This is a genomic window from Nitrosovibrio sp. Nv17, assembly GCF_900119085.1.
In the GTDB taxonomy this organism is placed as follows: Bacteria; Pseudomonadota; Gammaproteobacteria; order Burkholderiales; family Nitrosomonadaceae; genus Nitrosospira.
In genome coordinates, this window is sequence record NZ_FPIQ01000013.1 from 1 (window position 1) to 20,266 (window position 20,266).

A 20,266-nucleotide genomic window follows, 5' to 3' on the forward strand; every position below is an offset into this window, starting at 1 on the left:
CAACGGGAACAGCAATCTGTGCAGGTGTTCCGGGTTCAGTCGTTTGAAGTGTCATGATGAATCCTCGAATGAAGTCGCGATACAATGTCACGGGTTCCCCGACCCTGCACACGCGCCTACCATCCTTGTGTATACAGGCTCAAAGCCTCGGATACTCCACGGTATTGGCGAATAGGGCGGGGAGCCAATCTACATCACAAGCTCAGACCTTAAAAAACCTGTCTTCAGGATGGGACGGCTTCCCCAGTGAAGCATCATCTTACTTGCATCACAAACAAAATCTGAATATCTCTGATCATACAAGGATGGGTGGAGCGCAGCGCAACCCATCACTCCTGCGGAATTTCCGGAGCTCGGTAAAGAACCGAATGCTCGCACGGATCGTATTGAAGAAAGGAAATCACAGCCAATGAAACAATTCAACGGCTGCCGTGCTTTCCACCGGAAAGACTATCGATATGACAAAAAATAAGAGGCGCCTTGCTCATCCTCAGGCGTATCGTACTGATCGGTACCGGAGATGATCATGAAGCGTGAGCAAACAGCCATCTCACCCGAGGAGCGCAGATTCCACAGAGTATCCCAAAGGGATCTATTGATTTTCTGCGTGCTGGGCTACGTATTGTACTTTACCGCGCGTTGGGGAGAGCCACCGACCTGGGCGCTGGCGGGGATCGAGACCCTGAAGCCGGTCCTCGGCGCGCTCGGCAACGCCGCGCGCGTAAGTGACGTGCCCTTCCCAGCGCAGGTGATACTCATCTATTGCGCCTTCGGTTTCCCCTTCCTCACGGTCTGGGCCATGTACCGAGTTTTTGTGACTGAGGATCCAAGGAAGATCATCATGCCTGGAAAGAACGAACTGCCGCGCTGGAAGCTGGCGTGCCTAGGGGTGGGACAGCTAGTGTTGATACTTTCTTTTATAGGAATCTGTATCCATGAGCACACTGGTTCTATCGGATGGGAGATGCACGCCTTCTTCTCGCCGGGTTTTGGCACGGCGACCATACTGCTCATCGGCTACGGAGGCTTTGCCATGACCATACCGATAGTCTTTTACTGGCTGTGGATCGCGCTAGCGGGATATCCCGGAAAACACGTAGCCAGCAGTCCAGTCGACGATCCGATCGATCAGGAATCGGATGCACCCACCATCATATTGAAGGAGGGAAATCATGGCCAGTGAGGCGGATGAAAAGGAACTGACATTCGACATCGTGTTCGGGCTCGGCGGCGAATTTTCAAGCACAGCCCTGAAGCTCGTCCAGGGGGCGCTGCTCGATGTATTCAAGGATGTCTTGAGTTATAAACGCTGAGACCGGCAATCTCAACTGGTACCAAGAGGCGGGTTTCTCCTCCCGTTTGACCGTCAGCTCCATCGTTCCTGCGGTCCCTGCAAGGATTCGAGCACCCCGCACAGCCCAACACCCAGCCCGCCCTTCCGCCCCCTCCACGTAGACTCCTTCGGCCCTCTCGTCCGGAAAATTCCACCGGACGCCGGCTAGCCCCGGCACCGCTTCTACGCGATAATCACGCGTCGTACTTCCGGGACTCTGTCCGTGGCCAACGAAGACCTCTCCAGACTCAGGATCGACCGCACCGGCGGCGCCCGTCCGATCGGCCGGAAAAAGCCGCTGCGGACCGTGCCCGCGCTGGCCGCCGTCGCGGCGCTGGGGCTGCTCGCGGCGCTGTATCTGCGCACCCATGCCACGGTGGAAGTGCAAATCGGCACCGTGACCACGGCCTACCCGTCCCAGTCCCACACCCTGCTCAACGCCACGGGGTACGTCGTGGCCCAGCGCAAGGCGGCGGTGGCGTCCAAGGGCACCGGCCGGGTCGAATGGCTGGGCGTGACGGAAGGCAGCCGGGTGAAGCAGGGCGAGATCATCGCCCGGCTGGAAAACACGGACGTGGGCGCCACGATGGAGCAGGCGGCCGCCAACGTCGGCGTCGCCCGTGCGAACCTGCAACAGGGAAAGGCGGAACTGATCGATGCCGAGGCGGCCCACCGGCGCAACGAGGAGCTGCTTGCCAAGGGTTTCATCTCGCAGTTCGCCTTCGACGCCGCGACCGCGCGCTTCCACAAGGCCCGGGCCGCGGTGCGCGGCTACGAGGCGGCGGTGGACGCGGCCGAGGCCAGCCACCGCGCCGCGCAGGTGGCGGTGGAGCAGACCCTGATCCGGGCGCCCTTCGACGGTATCGTGCTGACCAAGAGCGCGAACGTGGGCGACGTGATCACTCCTTTTTCCTCCGCCCTCGACGCCAAGGGCGCGGTCGTCACGATGGCGGACATGGACACGCTGGAAGTGGAGGCGGACGTTTCCGAATCCAGCCTGCCCAAGGTCAGGCTGGAGCAGCCGTGCGAGATCCAGCTGGACGCCATGCCGGACATGCGCTTCCGCGGCCTGGTGGAGCGCGTCGTGCCGACGGTGGACCGCGCCAAGGCCACCGTGATCGTGAAGATCCGCTTCCTCGACCGCGATCCCGGCATCCTGCCGGAGATGAGCGCCAAGGTCGCCTTCCTGGAAAAGGAGATGGCTCCCGACGAGCGCACCGCCCGCACGGTCATCCCGCCGGAGGCCGTCGTCTCGCGCAATGGCCGCCAGGTGGCGTTCGTGGTGAAGGACGACGCCGCGATCGAGACACCCGTCGAGACGGGCGCGCGGATTGGCGACATGGTCGAGGTGCTGCGCGGCCCGGCGGCGGGCGACAAGGTCGTCCTGCACCCGGACGGCGGCCTGGGCCACGGCGACAGCGTCAAGGTGGCAGCGAAGTAGCGGACACATGGAATCCCCGGCCGAACCCATCGTCCGCATCAGGAATCTCACCAAGAGCTACCGCCGCGGCGAGCAGCGGGTGCCGGTGCTGACGAACATTTCCTTCGACATCGCCGCCGGCGAGTTCATCGCGCTGATGGGGCCGTCGGGGTCGGGCAAGAGCACCCTGCTCAACCTGATCGCCGGCATCGACAAACCGGATGGCGGCTCGCTGACGGTGAACGGGACCGACATCGCCACCCTTTCCGAGGCGGAGCTCGCGGACTGGCGCGCGGCCAACGTCGGGTTCATCTTCCAGTTCTACAACCTGATGCCGGTCCTGACCGCGTTCGAGAACGTCGAACTGCCCCTGCTGCTGACGTCGCTCGCGCGCGGCGAGCGCCAGGCGCGCGTGGACCTGGCCCTCTCCATGGTGGGGCTGGCCGACCGCACCACCCACTATCCCTCGGAGCTGTCCGGGGGCCAGCAGCAGCGCGTGGCGATCGCCCGGGCTTTCATCACCGACCCCGTCATCCTGGTGGCGGACGAGCCCACGGGCGACCTGGACCGCGCCTCGGCGAACGACATCCTCGCCCTGCTCGAGCGCCTGAACGCCGAACTGGGAAAAACCATCATCATGGTGACGCACGATCCGCACGCAGCGCGCTCGGCGCACGCGATCCGGCATCTGGAAAAAGGGGAGCTCGACGTGGCGCCCTGAATGCCGCGCCCGCACGCCCATGCACTTCCTGAAACTCATACTCAGAAATGCCCTGCGCCACCGGCTGCGCACGGGGCTGACGGTGCTGGGCCTGGTGGTGGCCATCCTGGCGTTCGGGCTGCTGCGCACCGTGGTGGACGCCTGGTATTCGGGCGCTGAAGGCGCTTCCGCCGCGCGCCTGGTGACGCGCAACGCAATCTCGCTGGTGTTTCCCCTGCCGGTCAGCTACCGCGAGCGCATACGCCGCATGGAAGGCGTGACGGCCATCTCCTATGCGAACTGGTTCGGCGGCGTCTACGTGACGCCGAAGAATTTCTTTCCCCAGTTCGCCGTCGACGCGAAAACCTACTTCGACCTCTACCCCGAATACGTCATCCCGCCCGCCGAGATGAAGGCCTTCGTCATCGACCGCAAGGGCTGCGTGATCGGCCGCAAGCTGGCGAATACCTACGGCTTCAAGGTCGGCGACGCCCTTCCGCTGCGCGGCACCATCTATCCGGGCACCTGGAATTTCACCGTCCGGGCGATCTACGACGGCGCGCAGGCCAGCACCGACACGTCCCAGCTGTTCTTCCACTGGGACTATCTCAACGAGACCATGAAGAAGGCGGGCGCCCGCAAGACGGACTGGGTGGGCGTCTACGTGATCGAGATCTCCGACCCCGACAATGCCGCCCAGATATCCACCGAGGTGGACGCCATGTTCCGCAATTCGCTCGCCGAGACCCTCACCGAGACGGAGAAGGCCTTCCAGCTCGGGTTCGTCTCCATGACCGAGGCGATCGTGGTGGCGATACGCATCGTTTCCTTTCTCGTCATCTTCATCATCCTGGCCGTCATGGCCAACACCATGGCCATGACGGCGCGGGAGCGCATCGCGGAGTACGCCACCCTCAAGGCGCTCGGGTTCGGCCCGGCCTTCCTGGCGGGGCTGATCTACGGCGAATCCCTCGCGATCGCGCTCGCCGGCGCGGTGCTGGGCATCGCCCTCACCTTTCCCGTGGCGCACGGATTCAGCAAGCAGGTGGGCACGCTGTTCCCGGTCTTCGGCGTGTCGCCCGAGACGATCTGGATGCAGGCCGCGGCCGCAGCCGCGGTGGGCGTCGCGGCGGCCGCGCTGCCCGCCTTTCGCGCCGCGCGGGTGCCCATCGTCGAGGGACTGAGGAGCATGGGCTGAGATGTCCGTTCCCCTCTCCTACATCTGGCGCAATCTCGCCGCCCGCAGGCTGACCACCCTGCTCACCGCGGGCGGCATGGCGCTGGTGGTGTTCGTCTTCGCCACGGTGCTGATGCTGGAGGAAGGGCTGCGGGTCACCCTGGTGGAAACCGGCTCGCCGGGCAACGTGGTCGTGACCCGCCGCTCCGCCGGGACGGAGGTGCAGAGCATCATCGACCGGGAACAGGCGGCGATCGTGGAAAGCCAGCCCGAGATCGCGCTCGGCGAACACGGCCTGCAACTGGCCTCGAAGGAAACCGTGGTGCTGATCTCGCTCGCCAAGCGCGGCTCGGACAAGGCATCCAACGTGTTGATCCGCGGCGTCGGCTCGCACGGGCTCGAACTGCGCCCGCAGGTCAGCCTGCTGTCGGGGCGGATGTTCCGTCCCGGTTCGACGGAGATCATCGCCGGCAAGAGCGTGGCGGAGCGCTACCAGGGCACCGGCGTCGGCGAGACGCTGCGCTTCGGGCAGCGGGAATGGACCGTGGTCGGCATCATGGATGCGGGCAGGACCGGCTTCGACTCGGAGATATGGGGCGACGCGGACCAGCTGATGCAGGCGTTCCGCAGGTCGGTCTACTCGTCGGTGATCGTGAAGCTCGTCGACCCCGACCGGTTCCCGGAGTTCAGGGCCCGCCTTGAGGCCGATCCCCGCCTGACCCTGGACATCAAGCAGGAAAGCGTCTTCTATGCCGAGCAGTCGCAGCTGCTGGCGAACTTCATCAGCTACCTGGGCATGATCCTGTCGATCATCTTCTCCATCGGCGCGATCATCGGCGCCATGATCACCATGTACGCCTCCGTCGCCAACCGCGCCACGGAGATCGGCACGCTGCGCGCGCTCGGGTTCCGCCGCGCCAACATCCTCGCCGCCTTCCTGGTGGAGGCCCTGATGCTGGGCGCCGCAGGCGGCGTGGCGGGGCTGGCGCTCGCCTCGTTCATGCAGTTCTTCACCATCTCCACCATGAACTGGCAGTCCTTTTCCGAGCTTGCGTTCAGCTTCACCCTGAACGGCGAGATCGCGGCCAAGTCGCTGGCCTTCGCGCTGGTCATGGGCGTGGCCGGCGGATTCCTCCCCGCCGCCCGCGCCGCGCGGCTCGACATCGTGGATTCGCTGCGGGCAGCCTGATCCGGTTCCCGATCGCGCGGATCAGCCGCGAATCTCTTCGATCGTGCCCATGTGGAATCCCAGCCTGCCGCACTGGCGTTCCTCGAAGTAGCGCCTCAGCGGTTCGTGGATGACACGGAACGCGAGTTCCGTCCAGGGAATCTCCGTCTCCGCGAAGAGCCGCACGTCCAGGCTCTCGCTGCCCGGGCTGAAGTCCAGATCCAGCAGCCGCGCGCGAAACAGGACGTGCACCTGGTTGATGTGGGGTATGTTGTAGATGGCGTAGAGGTTCCCCATCTCGACCCGCGCGTTCGCCTCCTCCAGCGTCTCCCGCGCCGCACCCTGCACCAGGGTCTCGGCGTTCTCCATGAAGCCCGAGGGCACGGTCCACAGGCCATGGCGCGGCTCGATGGCTCTTCGGCACAACAGTATCCTGTCCTCCCATTCGGGAATGCAGCCCACCACGATCTTGGGATTCTGGTAGTGGATGGTATGGCACGAGGGGCAGATGTAGCGGGGCAGCGCATCCCCTTCGGGAATGCGCCACTCCACCAGGCCGCCGCAATTGCTGCAGAATTTCATCCGCTTCCCGCTTCCTTTCTGAATGGCGAACGCGCGTTCAGCGTGTCCAGGTACCGATCGACTCCCTGCGCCTCGTGCCTGACGTGGTGCCCGACCGCCGCCGCGAACTCGGGGTGCGCCAGCCAATGCGCCGACCAGGTACGCGCCGGCAGCAGGCCGCGCGCCAGCTTGTGCTCTCCCTGCGCGCCGCCCTCGAACAGGGCAAGGCCGCGGGCGATGCAGAATTCGATGGCCTGATAGTAGCAGGTCTCGAAATGCAATCCGGGAACGAACGCCATCGTACCCCAATAACGCCCGTACAGCGTACGGTCGTTGTGCAGGTTCAGGGCGGCGGCGATGGGCCGGCCCTCGCGCAACGCCAGTATCAGCAGCACGTTTTCGGGCATGTGCCGGCCGAGCCGCAGGAAAAAATCCAGGCTGAGATAGGGCGATGCGTGATGGTCGAAATAGGTCTTGTCGTAGCAGCCCGCGAAGAAGCGCCAGTGATCCGGCTGCGCGTCGTGCCCGGAAAGCCATTGGAAACGGATGCCCTCCGCCTGCAACCGGCGCCGCTCCTGCCGGATCTTCCTGCGCTTGTCGCGTTCGAGCGTGCCCAGAAACTCATCGAAATCGGCATACCCTCCATCCGGGCGGTTGCGCCAGTGGAACTGGACGCCTTGACGCAGCGCCAGGCCCGCTCCCTTCCACTCGGCCGCCTCCCCGTCCCCCGGAAACAGACAGTGGAACGACGACACGCCGGACTCCACGGCCATTTTCAGCGCGGCCCCGATCAGCATCCGGCGATGCTCCGCCGTGTCTGCCAGCAGGCGCCGGCCGGTCACGGGGCTGAAGGGAACCGCGCTCAGCAGCTTGGGATAGTAGGCGTATCCACAGCGGCGATGGGCGTCCGCCCAGGCCCAGTCGAAGACGTACTCTCCGTAGGAATGGTCCTTCAGATACAGCGGCAGCGCACCCCGCAGGACACCTTCTTCCCGGAGCGCGAGGAAGCGCGGCCGCCAGCCTGTCTCCGGCGAGGCGCAGCCGCTGCCGTGCAGGGCGGAGAAGAGTTCATGCCGCAGGAAGGGATCGTCCCCGGCCAGTGTATTCCATGCCGCGACAGAAATGCCGTCCAGAGAATCGAGCGCCTCGATTTCGTACTTGGATGTCATGGAAATGTCCCACCCGGCACGCGCGTCCGATCGCGCACGCCCCGGATCCCGCCCCGGTCTCCTTGCAACGTTCTGGTAATATTATGCGATCCACGCGGCCACGGCCCCTCCGGGGCCCCGATCGCGATGACGTCCGACAGGCCCAGACCATAGCGCATACTCATGGCGCCATCATGAAACTCGCCATCGCCCAGATCAACTGCACCGTCGGCGACCTCGACGGCAATCTCCGCAGGATTCTCGACTTCACCCGCCAGGCCGAAGGCGCCGGAGCCCGCCTAGTCGTCACGCCGGAGCTGGCGCTGTCGGGATATCCGCCCGAAGACCTGCTGTTGCGGGACGGATTCCGCCTGGCGTGCCGGGACGCGCTCATCCGCCTCGCCAGGGGCGTACACGGCACGGCATTGCTGGTCGGGCACCCTCATCTCCTGGACGGGAGGCTGTACAATGCGGCGTCGGTCATACGGGAAGGCAGGATCCTGGCCACCTATTTCAAGAATCATCTCTCCGGGCATGCGTCGCTCGACGAGCGGCGCTATTTCGAACCGGGCGCCGATCCCTGCGTATTCGAGCTGGATGGCGTGCGATTCGGCATCGCCATCTGCCAGGACATCTGGCAGCGGGACGTCGCCGCCCGCGTCCGCGCGGAAGGGGCCCAGGCACTCGTGGTGCTGAATGCCTCGCCCTACCACACCGGCAAGCTCATGCTGCGCCAGCAAGCTGCCCGCCAGCGCATCGAGGAAACAGGGCTGCCCATCGTCTACGCCAATCTCGTGGGTGGGCAGGACGAACTGGTATTCGACGGCGCATCGTTCGCGATGGACTCCCATGGAGACGTCACGCACCTGTTCGGGGCATTCACCGAGACCCTGGGCCTGGTCGAACTGCACCATGGCGCTCCCGTCACCGGCGCCATTGCAGCACCCCAGTCGCCGGAAGCCGATGTCTACCAGGCGCTGTGCCTGGGTCTCGGCGACTACGTCCGGAAAAACGGCATACCGGGCGTGCTGCTCGGGCTTTCCGGGGGCGTGGATTCCGCGCTGGTGCTGGCCGTCGCAGTGGATGCACTGGGCCCGGAGCGGGTTGAGGCGGTCATGATGCCTTCCCCTTTCACCGCCGACATCAGCTTCCAGGATGCACGTGCCATGGCCCGCACGTTCGGCGTGCGCTATCGTGAACTGCCGATCCAGCCGCTGCTGGCGGCCTTCACGGAGACGCTTTCCGCGGCGTGGGCCGGATCGCCGGCCACGGCCGCGGACATCGTCCTGGAGAACCTGCAGGCACGCATACGCGGCACCCTGCTGATGGCGCTTTCCAACCGCCGGGGCGCCATCGTGCTCACGACCGGCAACAAATCCGAAACGGCGGTGGGTTATTGTACGCTGTACGGCGACATGGCGGGCGGCTTCGCGGTGCTGAAGGACGTTCCCAAGACCCTGGTGTATCGGCTCTGCCGCCATCGCAACGCGCTGAGCGAGGTCATCCCGGAGCGCGTGCTGGCCCGGGCGCCCTCGGCCGAACTGCGCCCGGAGCAGACCGACCAGGACAGCCTGCCACCCTACGACGTCCTGGACGGCATCGTCGAAGCCTACGTGGAACGCAGTCTGTCGGTACCACAGATCGTGTCCATGGAGCACTTTGAGGAAACCGACGTACGCCGCGTGGTGCGCCTGATCCGCCTCAGCGAACACAAGCGCCGCCAGAGCCCGCCCGGCCCTCGCGTCACTTCGCAGGGCTTCGGCAGGGACTGGCGCCATCCCATCACCTCGGGATACCGTGAATTCTGAAGCTGTACAACCCGTACCGTCGGTTTCGGCGTAATATTCGGTCACCTGCGACAAAATCCATGCATCAAGGAATGTGCCATGAGAAAAATTGAAGCAATCATCAAGCCGTTCAAGCTCGACGAAGTGTGCGAGGCGCTCAACGAAGCCGGCGTCAGCGGATTGACCATCACCGAGGTCAAGGGATTCGGCAGGCAGAAGGGCCACACCGAACTCTATCGGGGCGCGGAGTACGTGGTGGATTTCCTGCCGAAGATCAAGATCGAGACCGTCGTACCCGAGGCGCTGGTGGACGGCATCATCGATACCATCGCCCGTACCGCGCGCACCGGCAAGATCGGGGATGGCAAGATCTTCGTCACGCGCATCGAGCAGGTCGTGAGAATCCGCACCGGCGAGACCGGTGAGACCGCCATCTGAGGTTGCCTGACGACCGGCCGACGCAACCCGCCGGCTGTCCGCGCCTTGCCCTCGCGTCTGCAGATGGCGATCCCGGCCAGCCGGAACTTCACTGCGGGCATCGCAATCCTATTCACATGATATACCGCTACCTGGCAGCGACTCTGGCACTGCTGCTGGCAACCGATCTGCCTGCCACCGGACTGCCCGATCTGGGTGAAGCATCGCAGGCAACCGTCTCGCCCCAACAGGAGCGGGAACTCGGACTGCGGATCATGGCGGAAATCCGCGCCGATCCCAGTTATCTCGACGACGCCGAGGTTGCCGGCTATCTTACCGGGCTCGGCACACGGCTGCTGCTGAATTCCAGCGAATCGCGCCCCGACCAGGAGTTCGAGTTCTTCGCGGTGAAGGATCCCATGATCAACGCCTTCGCCCTGCCCGGGGGATTCATGGGTTTCAATACCGGCCTCATCCTTGCCGCGCAGAGCGAATCCGAACTGGCGGGCGTGATGGCGCACGAAATCGCGCACGTGACCCAGAAGCACCTCGCACGCATGATCGCGGGGCAGAAGTATGCCTTCCTGAGCTCCCTGGGAGCGGTCGCGCTGGCGGTGCTGGCCTCTCGCAGCAACCCTCAGGCCGCGCAGGCGGTGCTGATCGGTTCGCAGGCGCGCCAGATCCAGTCGCAGCTGGACTTCACCCGCGAGCACGAGAAAGAGGCGGACCGAATCGGCCTCAACATCCTCGTCAGCGCCGGCCTGGACCCGCGCGGCATGTCGGGATTCTTCGAGCGCCTGCAGAGGGCCGGACGCTTCCGTGAGAGCAGTGCGCCGTCCTATCTGCGCACCCACCCCATCACGCACGAGCGCATTGCCGACATCGACAGCCGCACCCAGTCCCTCCCCTACCGCCAGATTCCCGACAGCCTCGACTTCCAGCTGGTGCGGGCCAAGCTGCGGGCTGCCATGGACACGCCGGGGAACGCCGTCGAGTTTTTCGACTCCGCGCTGCGTGAGAGACGCTATCGCAACGAGGCCGTGGAACGCTACGGATTGATCAACGCCCTGCTGCGGGACAGGAAGTTCATGCGCGCGGACAAGGAATTGATGCGGCTGTACGAGAACCTGCAGTCCAGCGTCGATGACGCGCTGCAGAACCGTTCACCCGCCCTGATCGCGCACAGTACATACCGGGTGCCCCTCTCCAGCGACACCATCGAGGCGCTTGCCGAGCGCGCGCGCCTCGCCTTGGGCGAGGTCGAGGCGCACGGCATATTCAGCGGCGCCCCTCCGGACTCCGTTCAACCGGACGCGGACGGTATCCTGGAAAACCATCGCCTCGGTGCTACCATCCATATCACGCGCAAGCCGGCCCTGCCCAGCCCCATGATCGAGACCCTCGCGGCAAAGGTCAAGCTGGCACTGGGCGAGACGGCGGAAGCACTCGATCTCTACGAGGCCGCACTGCAGATCTATCCCCAGCATCGCGCCCTGGTCTATGACTATGCCGAAACCCTGTTGCACAGGAAGGATCCCGCGGCTGCCCTCCGGTTCGTGAACCAGCAATTGCAGTTCCTGCCCGACGACACGCGCCTCTACCGGCTGCAGGCGCTGTGCCACGGCGCGCTGGGCAACACGTTGATGCAGCACCGTGCGCAGGCGGAAATCCACGTACGCCAGGGAGACATCCCCGCCGCCATCGAGCAGTTGCAGATCGCGCTGAAGGACGAGGATGGCGATTTCTATCAGAAATCCGGCGCGGAGGCGCGTCTCAGGGAGCTGCGCACCCTGGCCGACGCGAAGAAGAATGAGTGAGGTTTCCATCCGATCCGGCGCATCCCGAAGCCAGGATCGTTTCTAAACCGCCCGCCCTCAGGTAATATACCCGGTTTTCTTTTTTTCACCCACGTCAAGGGCGCATCGCCCGGGCCACGTATGACATCCCCTTCGCCAGTCCGGCGATTTCTTTTCATCCTGGCGCTGCTGGCAGGTGCGGCGGGCATCTGGCACTGGCAGTCAGCATCGGATCCCGACGAGGCACGCTACCGGACCGAACCCGCGGACCGCGGCGAGATCGTGCAGAGCATCACGGCGAACGGCACCCTCAATCCGGTCGTGCTGATCAACGTCGGCACCCAGGTGTCGGGTACGGTGTACAGGCTCCACGCCGACTTCAACGACCGCGTCGAGGAAGGACAGGTGCTCGCCGAACTCGATCCCGCATTGTTCCAGGCGCAGCTGCTCCAGTCCCAGGCCAGTGTGATGAATGGCCGCACCGCGCTCAAGCTGGCGCAGAACAAGATGGACCGCAATCGTACGTTGGTGGAGCAGGGTTTCATCTCCCCGGATGCGCTGGAAGCAGTGGAACAGCAGCTGGAGGCTGCCCGCGCCCAGCTCGCCATCAGCGAGGCGCAGCTTGCGCGCGATCGCGCCAACCTCGGCTACAGCGTGATCCGTTCGCCGATCTCAGGCGTGGTCATCGCGCGCGATGTCGACGTCGGCCAGACGGTGGCAGCCAGTTTCCAGACGCCCACGCTGTTCCTGATCGCGAAGGATCTGCGCCAGATGCAGATCGACACCAGCGTCGCGGAGGCGGATATCGGCCTGCTGCGCATCGGCCAGACGGTCGGCTTCACGGTCGACGCCTTCCCGGCGCGGGAATTCGAGGGTACCGTCCGGCAGGTGCGCCTCAACCCGGAGATCCAGCACAACGTGGTGTCATACAACGTCATCGTGGCGGTCTCAAACGACGAGGGCGTGTTGCTGCCGGGCATGACCGCCAATGTGCGCTTCATGGTCGATCGGCGCAGCGATGCGCTGCGCGTGCCCAACGCGGCCCTGCGCTACCGGCCGGCGGAACGCGACGGATCCCCGCCGGCGGCAGGCGGCGAGCGGCCTGGCACCCGGGTCTACCGGCTGGAACAGGGCAGACCCGTCGGGATCGACGTTCGCACGGGCATCGCAGATACCCGCCACACGGAGGTTCTGGAAGGCGACATCCATGCCGGCGACGCCCTGATCGTGCGCGAGACGGCGGAGGGGAGTGGCCCCGGCGGAAAATTCAGGTTCAAGATGTTCTGATGACGCACCCGGCTCCCATTCCCGGCGGCCCTCTGATCCGGACCCGGGATCTCTGCAAGATCTACAGCCTGCAAGACGGCACCGGTGACGATACGGTCGACACCCAGGTACTGTTCGACGTGAGCCTCGCCATAGATCGCGGCGAGTTCGTGGCCATCATGGGCCACTCCGGCTCCGGAAAATCCACGCTCATGAACCTGCTCGGCTGCCTGGACACCCCCACCAGCGGGCACTACTGGCTGGAAGGGCATGACATCGCGGCGCTCTCCGATGACGACCTCGCCCGCGTGCGCAATCGCAGCATTGGCTTCGTCTTCCAGGGATTCAACCTGCTCAGGCGCATGACCGCCCTCGATAACGTGGCGGCGCCCCTGCTCTACGCCGGCTCCACCCGCGCACAGGCCCGCAGCCGTGCGCGGGAACTGCTGGAACGCACCGGCCTGGGCAGGTTCGCCGCCCACCAGCCCACCCAGCTGTCCGGGGGGCAACAGCAGCGCGTCGCCATCAGCCGCGCGCTCGTCAACAACCCGCCGCTGATCCTGGCGGATGAGCCCACCGGCAACCTCGATACCCAGACCAGCCACGAGATCATGGCGATCTTCGAGCAGCTCAACCGGGAAGAGGGCATCACCGTCGTTCTGGTCACGCACGAGGATGATATCGCGGCCCGCGCCCGGAGATTGATCCGCCTGCAGGACGGGAGGGTGGTGCACGATGGCGGGATCGGGGCATGAATCCGCTCGCCATCATCGGCGAAGCGCTGCGGGCGCTGCGCCTCAATCGCCTGCGCACCGGCCTGACCATGCTGGGCATGATCATCGGCGTGGCGGCGGTGGTGCTGATGCTCGCCGTGGGCCAGGGTGCGCAGACCGCAGTGAATCAGGCCATCAGCTCGATGGGCAGCAACCTCTTCATCGTCATCCCCGGCGCGACCTCCTCCGGTGTACTGCGTTCCGGCGCGGGCGGAGTGCAGACCTTGACGATGGCGGACGCGCAGGCCATCACCCATCTGCCCTCGGTCAAGGCGACCGCACCGCTGCTCGGCAGCACCGCGCAGATCAACCATGGCGCGAACAACTGGAGCACTTCCGTCACCGGCGTCACCCCGGACTTTTTCCGGATACGCGACTGGCCGCTGGAACGGGGGGCGTTCTTCACCGAAACCGATCTCCGCGCCGCGGCGCGCGCCGCCATCCTGGGCCAGGTCAGCGCCGAGAACCTCTTCGGCACCGACGATCCCATCGGCAGGACGATACGCATCCAGAACAGCCCCTTCACGGTCGTGGGGATCCTCGCTCCCAAGGGGCGGGGGCTGGATGGCAACGACCAGGACGACGCCGTCTTCATCCCCATTACCACCGGACAGCGCCAGATCTTCGGTACCCAGTTCCCCGACACCATCCGCTTCATGATGATCCAGGCGGTATCCGCCGAGGCGATGGACGAGGCCGAGCGGGAGATCAACCAGCTGCTGCGTCAGCGACATCGCATCACAGAGGGTGCGGAAAACGACTTCACCGTGCGCAACATGGCGGCCATCGCCGCAGTGGCGACGGGAGCGGCCCGAATCATGTCCATCACGCTGGGCTCCATCGCTTCCATCTCGCTGCTGGTGGGCGGCATCGGCATCATGAACATCATGCTGGTGTCGGTCACGGAGCGCACCCGCGAGATCGGCATCCGCATGGCCATCGGCGCCAACCGCCGCGCCATCCTCGCGCAGTTCCTGCTGGAGGCGATGGTCATCTGCATCCTGGGCGGCCTGATCGGCATCGCCCTCGGCATCGGAGGCGCCTGGGCCGTGAGCATGGCCCTGGACATGGTCGTGGTGATCACCCTGGGCACCGTGCTCCTGGCGTTCACCTTCGCCTCGGCAGTGGGGATATTCTTCGGATTCTATCCCGCGAAGAAGGCAGCCGCGCTCAGGCCGGTGGAAGCGCTGCGATACGAATGATGACGGTGAGTCGCGTCCATTGCGCCCGCGGCACCTGAGGCCCTCGCATTGGGCCGAGGAGCATGCTCCTCGAGGGGAAAGGGAAAGGGAAAGACGGTGACCGCCTACTCCACCGTCACCGACTTCGCCAGGTTCCTCGGCTTGTCGACGTCGGTGCCCTTCTGCAGGGCCACGTGGTAGGCCAGCAGCTGCAGCGGAATGGTGTGCAGGATGGGACTGAGCGAACCGGCGTGCTCCGCCAGGCGGATGACGTGCACGCCCTCGCTTTCCTGGATGTGGGAATCGGCATCGGCGAAGACGTACAGCTCGCCGCCGCGCGCGCGCACTTCCTGCAGGTTGGACTTGAGCTTTTCCAGCAGGGCGTCGTTGGGGGCGATGGCGACCACCGGCATTTCCGTGTCCACCAGCGCCAGCGGGCCGTGCTTGAGCTCTCCCGCGGCGTAGGCCTCGGCGTGGATGTATGAAATCTCCTTGAGCTTGAGCGCACCCTCCATGGCGATGGGATAGTGCACCCCCCGCCCGAGGAACAGCGCGTGACGCTTCTGCGAGAACCTGCCGGCCCAGACCTTGACCTGGGGCTCGACCTGCAGCGCATGCTGAAGAGCGACGGGCAGATGCCGCAGCGCGGCGATGATCTCACGCTCGCCTTCGCCCGACAGTTTTCCGCGAAGCTTGGCCAGCGTCATGGCGAGCAGCATCAGTGAGGCCAGCTGGGTGGTGAATGCCTTGGTGGAGGCGACGCCGATCTCGGGTCCGGCGCGGGTCAGGAAGCGCAGGTCGGTCTGCCGCACCAGCGCGCTTTCCGCCACGTTGCAGATGGCGAGGCTGTGGCGGTGCCCCAGCAGCCGGGCGTAGCCGAGCGCGGCCAGGGTGTCCGCCGTCTCCCCCGACTGGGAGATGCCTACCACCAGCGCGTCGGGATTGGCCACCGGCTCGCGATAGCGGTATTCGCTCGCGATCTCGACGTTGCAGGTGAGACCCGCCAGCGTCTCCAGCCAGTAGCGTGCCACCAGCCCGGCATGGTAGCTGGTGCCGCAGGCGAGGATCAGGATGCCGTCGGTGGCATTGAAGATGGATTCCGCCTCGCTGCCGAACAGGCGCGGGGAGATGGAATGGGCGTTGAGCACCATCTCCAGGGTATTGGCCACGACGCCCGGCTGCTCGAATATCTCCTTCTGCATGAAGTGTGCATAGGGCCCCAGTTCCACCGACTCGTTGGTCAGCTCGCTCTCGTGGACGGGACGCGTCACTTCCTGGCGCATCCCGTCCCGAAGGCTGACGATGCGGTAGCCGTCGCGGCGCAGCTCGGCCACGTCGCCCTCTTCCAGGTAGATCATGTGCCGGGTCACCTGTAGCAGGGCGGAGGCGTCGGAGGCGGCATAGTGCCCCGATTCGCCCAGCCCCAGCAGCAGCGGCGCACCGTTGCGGGAAACGACGATGCGTTCGGGGTGCGCCTCTTCCATCACGGCGATGGCGTAGGCGCCCTGCAGTTCGCCCACCGAGCGGCACACGGCCTCGAACAGGTCGGAGGTCTCCCTCAGGTTGCGGGTGACGAGATGGGCGATCACCTCGGTATCGGTATCGGACAGGAAGCGGAAACCCTCGTCCTGCAGGTGCTGCCGCAACGATTCATGGTTCTCGATGATGCCGTTGTGCACCACCGCGACCTTCGAGATCTCACCGGAGAAGTGGGGATGGGCATTGCGCTCGGAGGGGGCGCCGTGGGTCGCCCAGCGGGTATGGGCGATACCGACCTCTCCCTGGAAATCCTGCTCGCCTGCCAGCTTGCTGAGTTCCGCCACCCGCCCGGTGGTGCGCAGCCGGTGCAGGCCGCCGTTCATCAGCGCCAGCCCGGCGGAGTCGTAGCCCCGGTATTCGAGGCGGCGCAGGCCTTCCAGCAGCGCCGGAACGACGTCGTGATGCGCCACCGCGCCGACTATTCCGCACATGAATCGATACCTCCCTGTCTCACTCGAGAAATTGGCGAATCGGGATCAGTCCCGGCTGCCCGGTGCTACTGTCCGTCCCGGGGTTTCTTTACCGGCCGCTTCCATCCGTCGATGCTCGTCTGCTTGACCCGCGACAGCGTGAGCGTCTCCGGCGGCGTATCCCGCGTGATGGTGGAACCTGCGCCGATGGTGGAACCCTGCGTCACCCGCACGGGCGCCACCAGTTGCGTGTCGGAACCGACGAAAACGTCATCCTCTATGATGGTCTGGTACTTGTTGGCGCCGTCGTAGTTGCAGGTGATCGTGCCGGCGCCGATGTTGACGTTCCGGCCCACCACGGAATCGCCGATGTAGCTCAGATGGTTGGCCTTGCTGGCTGCGGCGATGGTGCTGTTCTTGACTTCGACGAAGTTGCCGATATGGACGCCACTGTCGAGCCGGGTGCCGGGACGGATGCGAGCATACGGACCGATGCGGCAGTTCTCCCCGATTGCCGCCGACTCGATCAGGCTGAAGGGGGCGATCGCCGAGCCCGCCTCTACGCTGACGTCCTTCAGGACGCTGTAGGCACCCACCTTCACGCCGTCCCCCAGACGCACCCGACCTTCGAAGATGCAGCCGACATCGATCTCCACGTCGCTGCCGCAGTCGAGCCATCCACGCACGTCGATGCGCTGCGCGTCGGCCAGCGTCACGCCCTGCTCCAGCAGCTTTCTTGCGCCCTCATGCTGGCAGATGCGTTCGAGCGCGGCAAGCTGTACCTTGCTGTTGACGCCGGCCACCTCCCATTCATGGCCGGGTTGAATTGCCTCCACGGCGACACCGTCCTCGACCGCCATCGCCACGATGTCGGTCAGGTAGTATTCTTTTTGCGCATTGTTGTTTTCCAGCCGGTGCAGCCAGCCGTGGAGATGCGCGTTCGGGATCGCCATGATGCCGGTATTGATCTCCCGTATTGCCCGCTGGGATGGGCCGGCGTCCTTTTCCTCGATGATGGCGGCGATGCTGCCATCGCCGTTGCGCACGATCCGGCCGTAACCGGAAGGATCGGCAAGGTCCACCGTCAGCAGGGCGAGCTTTCCGGACTCTGCCATCCGGAAGAGTCTCCCCAGGGTCTCGGCCCCCGTCAAGGGAACATCGCCATACAGCACCATGGTCATGCCGGTGGTGTCCAGATGCGGTAGCGCCTGCATCACGGCGTGGCCGGTGCCCAACTGCGGCGACTGCAATACCCACGTGAGGCTGTCGTCTCCCATGGCCCGCGGCACCGCCTCGCCGCCATGCCCGTAGACCACGCAGATTCTATCCGGCGACAGTGCCCGCGCAGTATCGAGCACGTGCCCGAGCAGCGGTTTGCCGGCCAGACGGTGCAGGACCTTGGGCAGGGCCGAGTGCATGCGCTTGCCGAGCCCGGCGGCCAGGATGACGATATGCAGTGTAGGCATGGAACGAGAGAACAGGTAAGGAACCAGTCATTGACAGGCGATGCCACGTTGCACATGGACCGTGCGCCACCTCGATGATGCCGCCAATTTATCACACTGTGGGTGCAAGATCCAAGCTGGCTCGGCGACGGCGCCCGGCCTGCCTGCCTTGATCCCTTCGCACCGCGCGGCACGGGCGGCAAGTCCCACAAACAACAAAGGCGGCATGAGCCGCCCCTGCAATCCGCGACGCGGGGGGTGAATCAGTGCCCGCGCTTTCTCAGTTTCTGGATGGCAGCCAGCTGGGCGATGGCCTCGCTGAGTTCGGCCTGCGCGCGGGCGTAGTCGAGGGCGGAGGAACGATCGCGCATGGCGTCTTCCGCGCGCTTCTTGGCCTCGTTCGCCTTGGCCTCGTCGAGGTTGGCTCCCCGCACGGCGGTATCAGCCAGGATGGTGACCACGTCCGGCTGTATCTCCAGCACGCCTCCCGAAACATAGACCAGTTCCTCTTCCTTCAGCGGCGCCTTGATGCGCACCGAGCCCGGCTTGATGCGCGTCAGCATGGGGGTATGCTGCGGGTAGATTCCGACCTCTCCCGCTTCCGCCGGAGCCACCAGGAACTCCGCCGGCCCCGAGTAGATCGACTCCTCCGCACTGACGATGTCAACGTGAAACACGCCCATTTTTCTTTCCATTGCCGATCGGCCCGCCTGGCTGGTTGATCCGGGAAGCCGTATTTATGTTTAAGAGGAGGTCCGCTATTGCAGGGTCTTGGCCTTCTCGACCGCCTCGTCTATGCCGCCCACCATGTAGAAGGCCTGCTCCGGCAGGTGATCGTACTCGCCGGCGACGATGCCCTTGAAGCCGCGGATGGTCTCCTTCAGCGAAACGTACTTGCCCGGTGCGCCGGTGAATACTTCCGCGACGTTGAAGGGCTGCGACAGGAAGCGCTGGATCTTGCGTGCCCGGGCCACCGCCAGCTTGTCCTCGGGGGACAGTTCGTCCATTCCCAGAATGGCGATGATGTCGCGCAGTTCCTTGTAGCGCTGCAGAGTCTGCTGCACGTCACGCGCAGTGCTGTAGTGTTCCTCGCCCACGACCAGCGGGTCCAGTTGCCGCGAGGAGGAATCGAGCGGATCCACCGCAGGGTAGATCCCCAGTGAAGCGATGTCGCGCGACAGCACCACGGTCGCGTCCAGGTGACCGAAGGTCGTGGCTGGAGAAGGGTCGGTCAGGTCGTCCGCCGGCACGTAGACGGCCTGGATCGAGGTGATGGAACCCGACTTGGTCGAGGTGATGCGCTCCTGCAGGCGTCCCATCTCTTCCGCCAGCGTCGGCTGATAACCCACCGCCGACGGCATCCGGCCCAGCAGCGCGGACACTTCCGTCCCCGCCAGGGTGAAGCGGTAGATGTTGTCGACGAACAGGAGCACGTCGCGGCCTTCGTCGCGGAAATACTCCGCCATGGTCAGGCCCGTCAACGCCACCCGCAGGCGGTTGCCGGGCGGTTCGTTCATCTGCCCGTACACCAGCGCCACCTTGTCCAGCACGTTCGACTCCTTCATCTCGTGATAGAAGTCGTTGCCTTCGCGGGTGCGCTCCCCCACCCCGGCAAATACCGAGAAGCCGCTGTGCTCGATGGCGATGTTGCGGATCAGTTCCATCATGTTCACGGTCTTGCCCACGCCCGCGCCGCCGAACAATCCGACCTTGCCGCCCTTGGCGAACGGACAGACCAGATCGATCACCTTGATGCCCGTTTCCAGCAGTTCGGTGGAGGCGGACAGCTCGTCGAACGCGGGGGCCTTGCGGTGGATCGACATCCTCTTCTCTTCGCCGATCGGCCCCATCTCGTCGATGGGCCGGCCCAGCACGTCCATGATGCGGCCCAGTGTCTTGGTACCGACCGGTACCACGATCTGGTCACCGGTATTGGTAACCATCATGCCGCGGCGCAGGCCGTCCGAGGACCCCAGCGCGATGGTGCGCACCACGCCGTCCCCCAGCTGCTGCTGGACTTCGAGCGTCAGCTCGGTTCCCTCCAGCACCAGCGCATCGTACACCTTCGGCAGTTCTTCGCGTGCGAACTCGACGTCCACCACGGCGCCGATACACTGAACAATTTTTCCCTGGCTCATGTCGTTC

The 20,266-nt window shown here is 65.0% G+C and carries 18 protein-coding genes; 12 read left to right on the forward strand and 6 right to left on the reverse strand.

The window, feature by feature from the left end:
* The first annotated feature begins 526 nt into the window (after positions 1 to 526).
* The 6 genes from BT108_RS08510 to BT108_RS08530 all read left to right on the forward strand — a co-directional run bounded on the left by BT108_RS08510 (position 527) and on the right by BT108_RS08530 (position 5,819).
* Positions 527 to 1,183 (forward strand): hypothetical protein, encoded by a 657-nt coding sequence (locus tag BT108_RS08510; protein ID WP_143142444.1) that lies wholly within the window; start codon positions 527 to 529, stop codon positions 1,181 to 1,183.
* A complete protein-coding gene (locus tag BT108_RS13820) occupies positions 1,173 to 1,313 on the forward strand; it encodes a hypothetical protein (RefSeq protein WP_177257285.1) in 141 nt (46 codons plus the stop codon). Before BT108_RS08510 ends, BT108_RS13820 begins: the two co-directional genes overlap by 11 nt.
* Positions 1,314 to 1,556: 243 nt before the next feature.
* On the forward strand, positions 1,557 to 2,774 hold the full coding sequence (locus BT108_RS08515; RefSeq protein WP_072294120.1) for an efflux RND transporter periplasmic adaptor subunit: 1,218 nt from the start codon (positions 1,557 to 1,559) through the stop codon (positions 2,772 to 2,774).
* A gap of 7 nt (positions 2,775 to 2,781) precedes the next feature.
* Positions 2,782 to 3,474: an ABC transporter ATP-binding protein gene (locus BT108_RS08520; protein ID WP_072294121.1), complete on the forward strand. Its 693-nt coding sequence runs from the start codon at positions 2,782 to 2,784 to the stop codon at positions 3,472 to 3,474.
* A 19-nt stretch (positions 3,475 to 3,493) separates the two neighbouring features.
* A complete protein-coding gene (locus tag BT108_RS08525) occupies positions 3,494 to 4,651 on the forward strand; it encodes an ABC transporter permease (protein ID WP_072294122.1) in 1,158 nt (385 codons plus the stop codon).
* Position 4,652: 1 nt separating this feature from the next.
* Positions 4,653 to 5,819, forward strand: coding sequence for an ABC transporter permease (locus BT108_RS08530; protein WP_072294123.1), 1,167 nt, complete (start codon positions 4,653 to 4,655; stop codon positions 5,817 to 5,819).
* A 21-nt stretch (positions 5,820 to 5,840) separates the two neighbouring features.
* On the opposite strand, the gene BT108_RS08535 is transcribed toward BT108_RS08530, so the two are convergent.
* Positions 5,841 to 6,380 carry an NUDIX hydrolase gene (locus tag BT108_RS08535; RefSeq protein ID WP_072294124.1) on the reverse strand — a complete coding sequence of 180 codons (540 nt, stop codon included), beginning with the start codon at positions 6,378 to 6,380 and terminating at the stop codon, positions 5,841 to 5,843.
* On the reverse strand, positions 6,377 to 7,528 hold the full coding sequence (locus BT108_RS08540) for a GNAT family N-acetyltransferase (protein WP_072294125.1): 1,152 nt from the start codon (positions 7,526 to 7,528) through the stop codon (positions 6,377 to 6,379). Before BT108_RS08540 ends, BT108_RS08535 begins: the two co-directional genes overlap by 4 nt.
* Before the next feature lie 173 nt (positions 7,529 to 7,701).
* On the opposite strand from BT108_RS08540, the gene BT108_RS08545 reads away from it, so the two are divergent.
* The 6 genes from BT108_RS08545 to BT108_RS08570 all read left to right on the forward strand — a co-directional run bounded on the left by BT108_RS08545 (position 7,702) and on the right by BT108_RS08570 (position 14,748).
* Positions 7,702 to 9,315: an NAD+ synthase gene (locus BT108_RS08545; protein WP_072294126.1), complete on the forward strand. Its 1,614-nt coding sequence runs from the start codon at positions 7,702 to 7,704 to the stop codon at positions 9,313 to 9,315.
* Between the two features lie 78 nt (positions 9,316 to 9,393).
* Complete coding sequence (locus tag BT108_RS08550) at positions 9,394 to 9,732, forward strand: P-II family nitrogen regulator (protein WP_072294127.1); 339 nt, start codon at positions 9,394 to 9,396, stop codon at positions 9,730 to 9,732.
* Between the two features lie 116 nt (positions 9,733 to 9,848).
* Positions 9,849 to 11,528 (forward strand): M48 family metalloprotease, encoded by a 1,680-nt coding sequence (locus BT108_RS08555; protein WP_072294128.1) that lies wholly within the window; start codon positions 9,849 to 9,851, stop codon positions 11,526 to 11,528.
* A 120-nt stretch (positions 11,529 to 11,648) separates the two neighbouring features.
* A complete protein-coding gene (locus BT108_RS08560; protein WP_072294129.1) occupies positions 11,649 to 12,794 on the forward strand; it encodes an efflux RND transporter periplasmic adaptor subunit in 1,146 nt (381 codons plus the stop codon).
* On the forward strand, positions 12,794 to 13,528 hold the full coding sequence (locus BT108_RS08565) for an ABC transporter ATP-binding protein (protein ID WP_072294130.1): 735 nt from the start codon (positions 12,794 to 12,796) through the stop codon (positions 13,526 to 13,528). Before BT108_RS08560 ends, BT108_RS08565 begins: the two co-directional genes overlap by 1 nt.
* Positions 13,525 to 14,748 carry an ABC transporter permease gene (locus BT108_RS08570; RefSeq protein ID WP_072294131.1) on the forward strand — a complete coding sequence of 408 codons (1,224 nt, stop codon included), beginning with the start codon at positions 13,525 to 13,527 and terminating at the stop codon, positions 14,746 to 14,748. Before BT108_RS08565 ends, BT108_RS08570 begins: the two co-directional genes overlap by 4 nt.
* Before the next feature lie 104 nt (positions 14,749 to 14,852).
* Here the strand turns inward: BT108_RS08570 and glmS are convergent, their stop codons facing one another.
* The 4 genes from glmS to atpD form a co-directional block, all read right to left on the reverse strand.
* Positions 14,853 to 16,697, reverse strand: a complete 1,845-nt coding sequence (glmS, locus tag BT108_RS08575) for a glutamine--fructose-6-phosphate transaminase (isomerizing) (protein WP_072294132.1) — start codon at positions 16,695 to 16,697, stop codon at positions 14,853 to 14,855.
* Between the two features lie 65 nt (positions 16,698 to 16,762).
* Positions 16,763 to 18,142, reverse strand: a complete 1,380-nt coding sequence (gene glmU, locus BT108_RS08580) for a bifunctional UDP-N-acetylglucosamine diphosphorylase/glucosamine-1-phosphate N-acetyltransferase GlmU (RefSeq protein ID WP_177257286.1) — start codon at positions 18,140 to 18,142, stop codon at positions 16,763 to 16,765.
* Positions 18,143 to 18,384: 242 nt separating this feature from the next.
* Positions 18,385 to 18,804 carry a F0F1 ATP synthase subunit epsilon gene (locus tag BT108_RS08585; protein WP_072294133.1) on the reverse strand — a complete coding sequence of 140 codons (420 nt, stop codon included), beginning with the start codon at positions 18,802 to 18,804 and terminating at the stop codon, positions 18,385 to 18,387.
* A gap of 75 nt (positions 18,805 to 18,879) precedes the next feature.
* Positions 18,880 to 20,259 carry a F0F1 ATP synthase subunit beta gene (atpD, locus tag BT108_RS08590; RefSeq protein ID WP_072294134.1) on the reverse strand — a complete coding sequence of 460 codons (1,380 nt, stop codon included), beginning with the start codon at positions 20,257 to 20,259 and terminating at the stop codon, positions 18,880 to 18,882.
* Between the last annotated feature and the right edge of the window lie 7 nt (positions 20,260 to 20,266).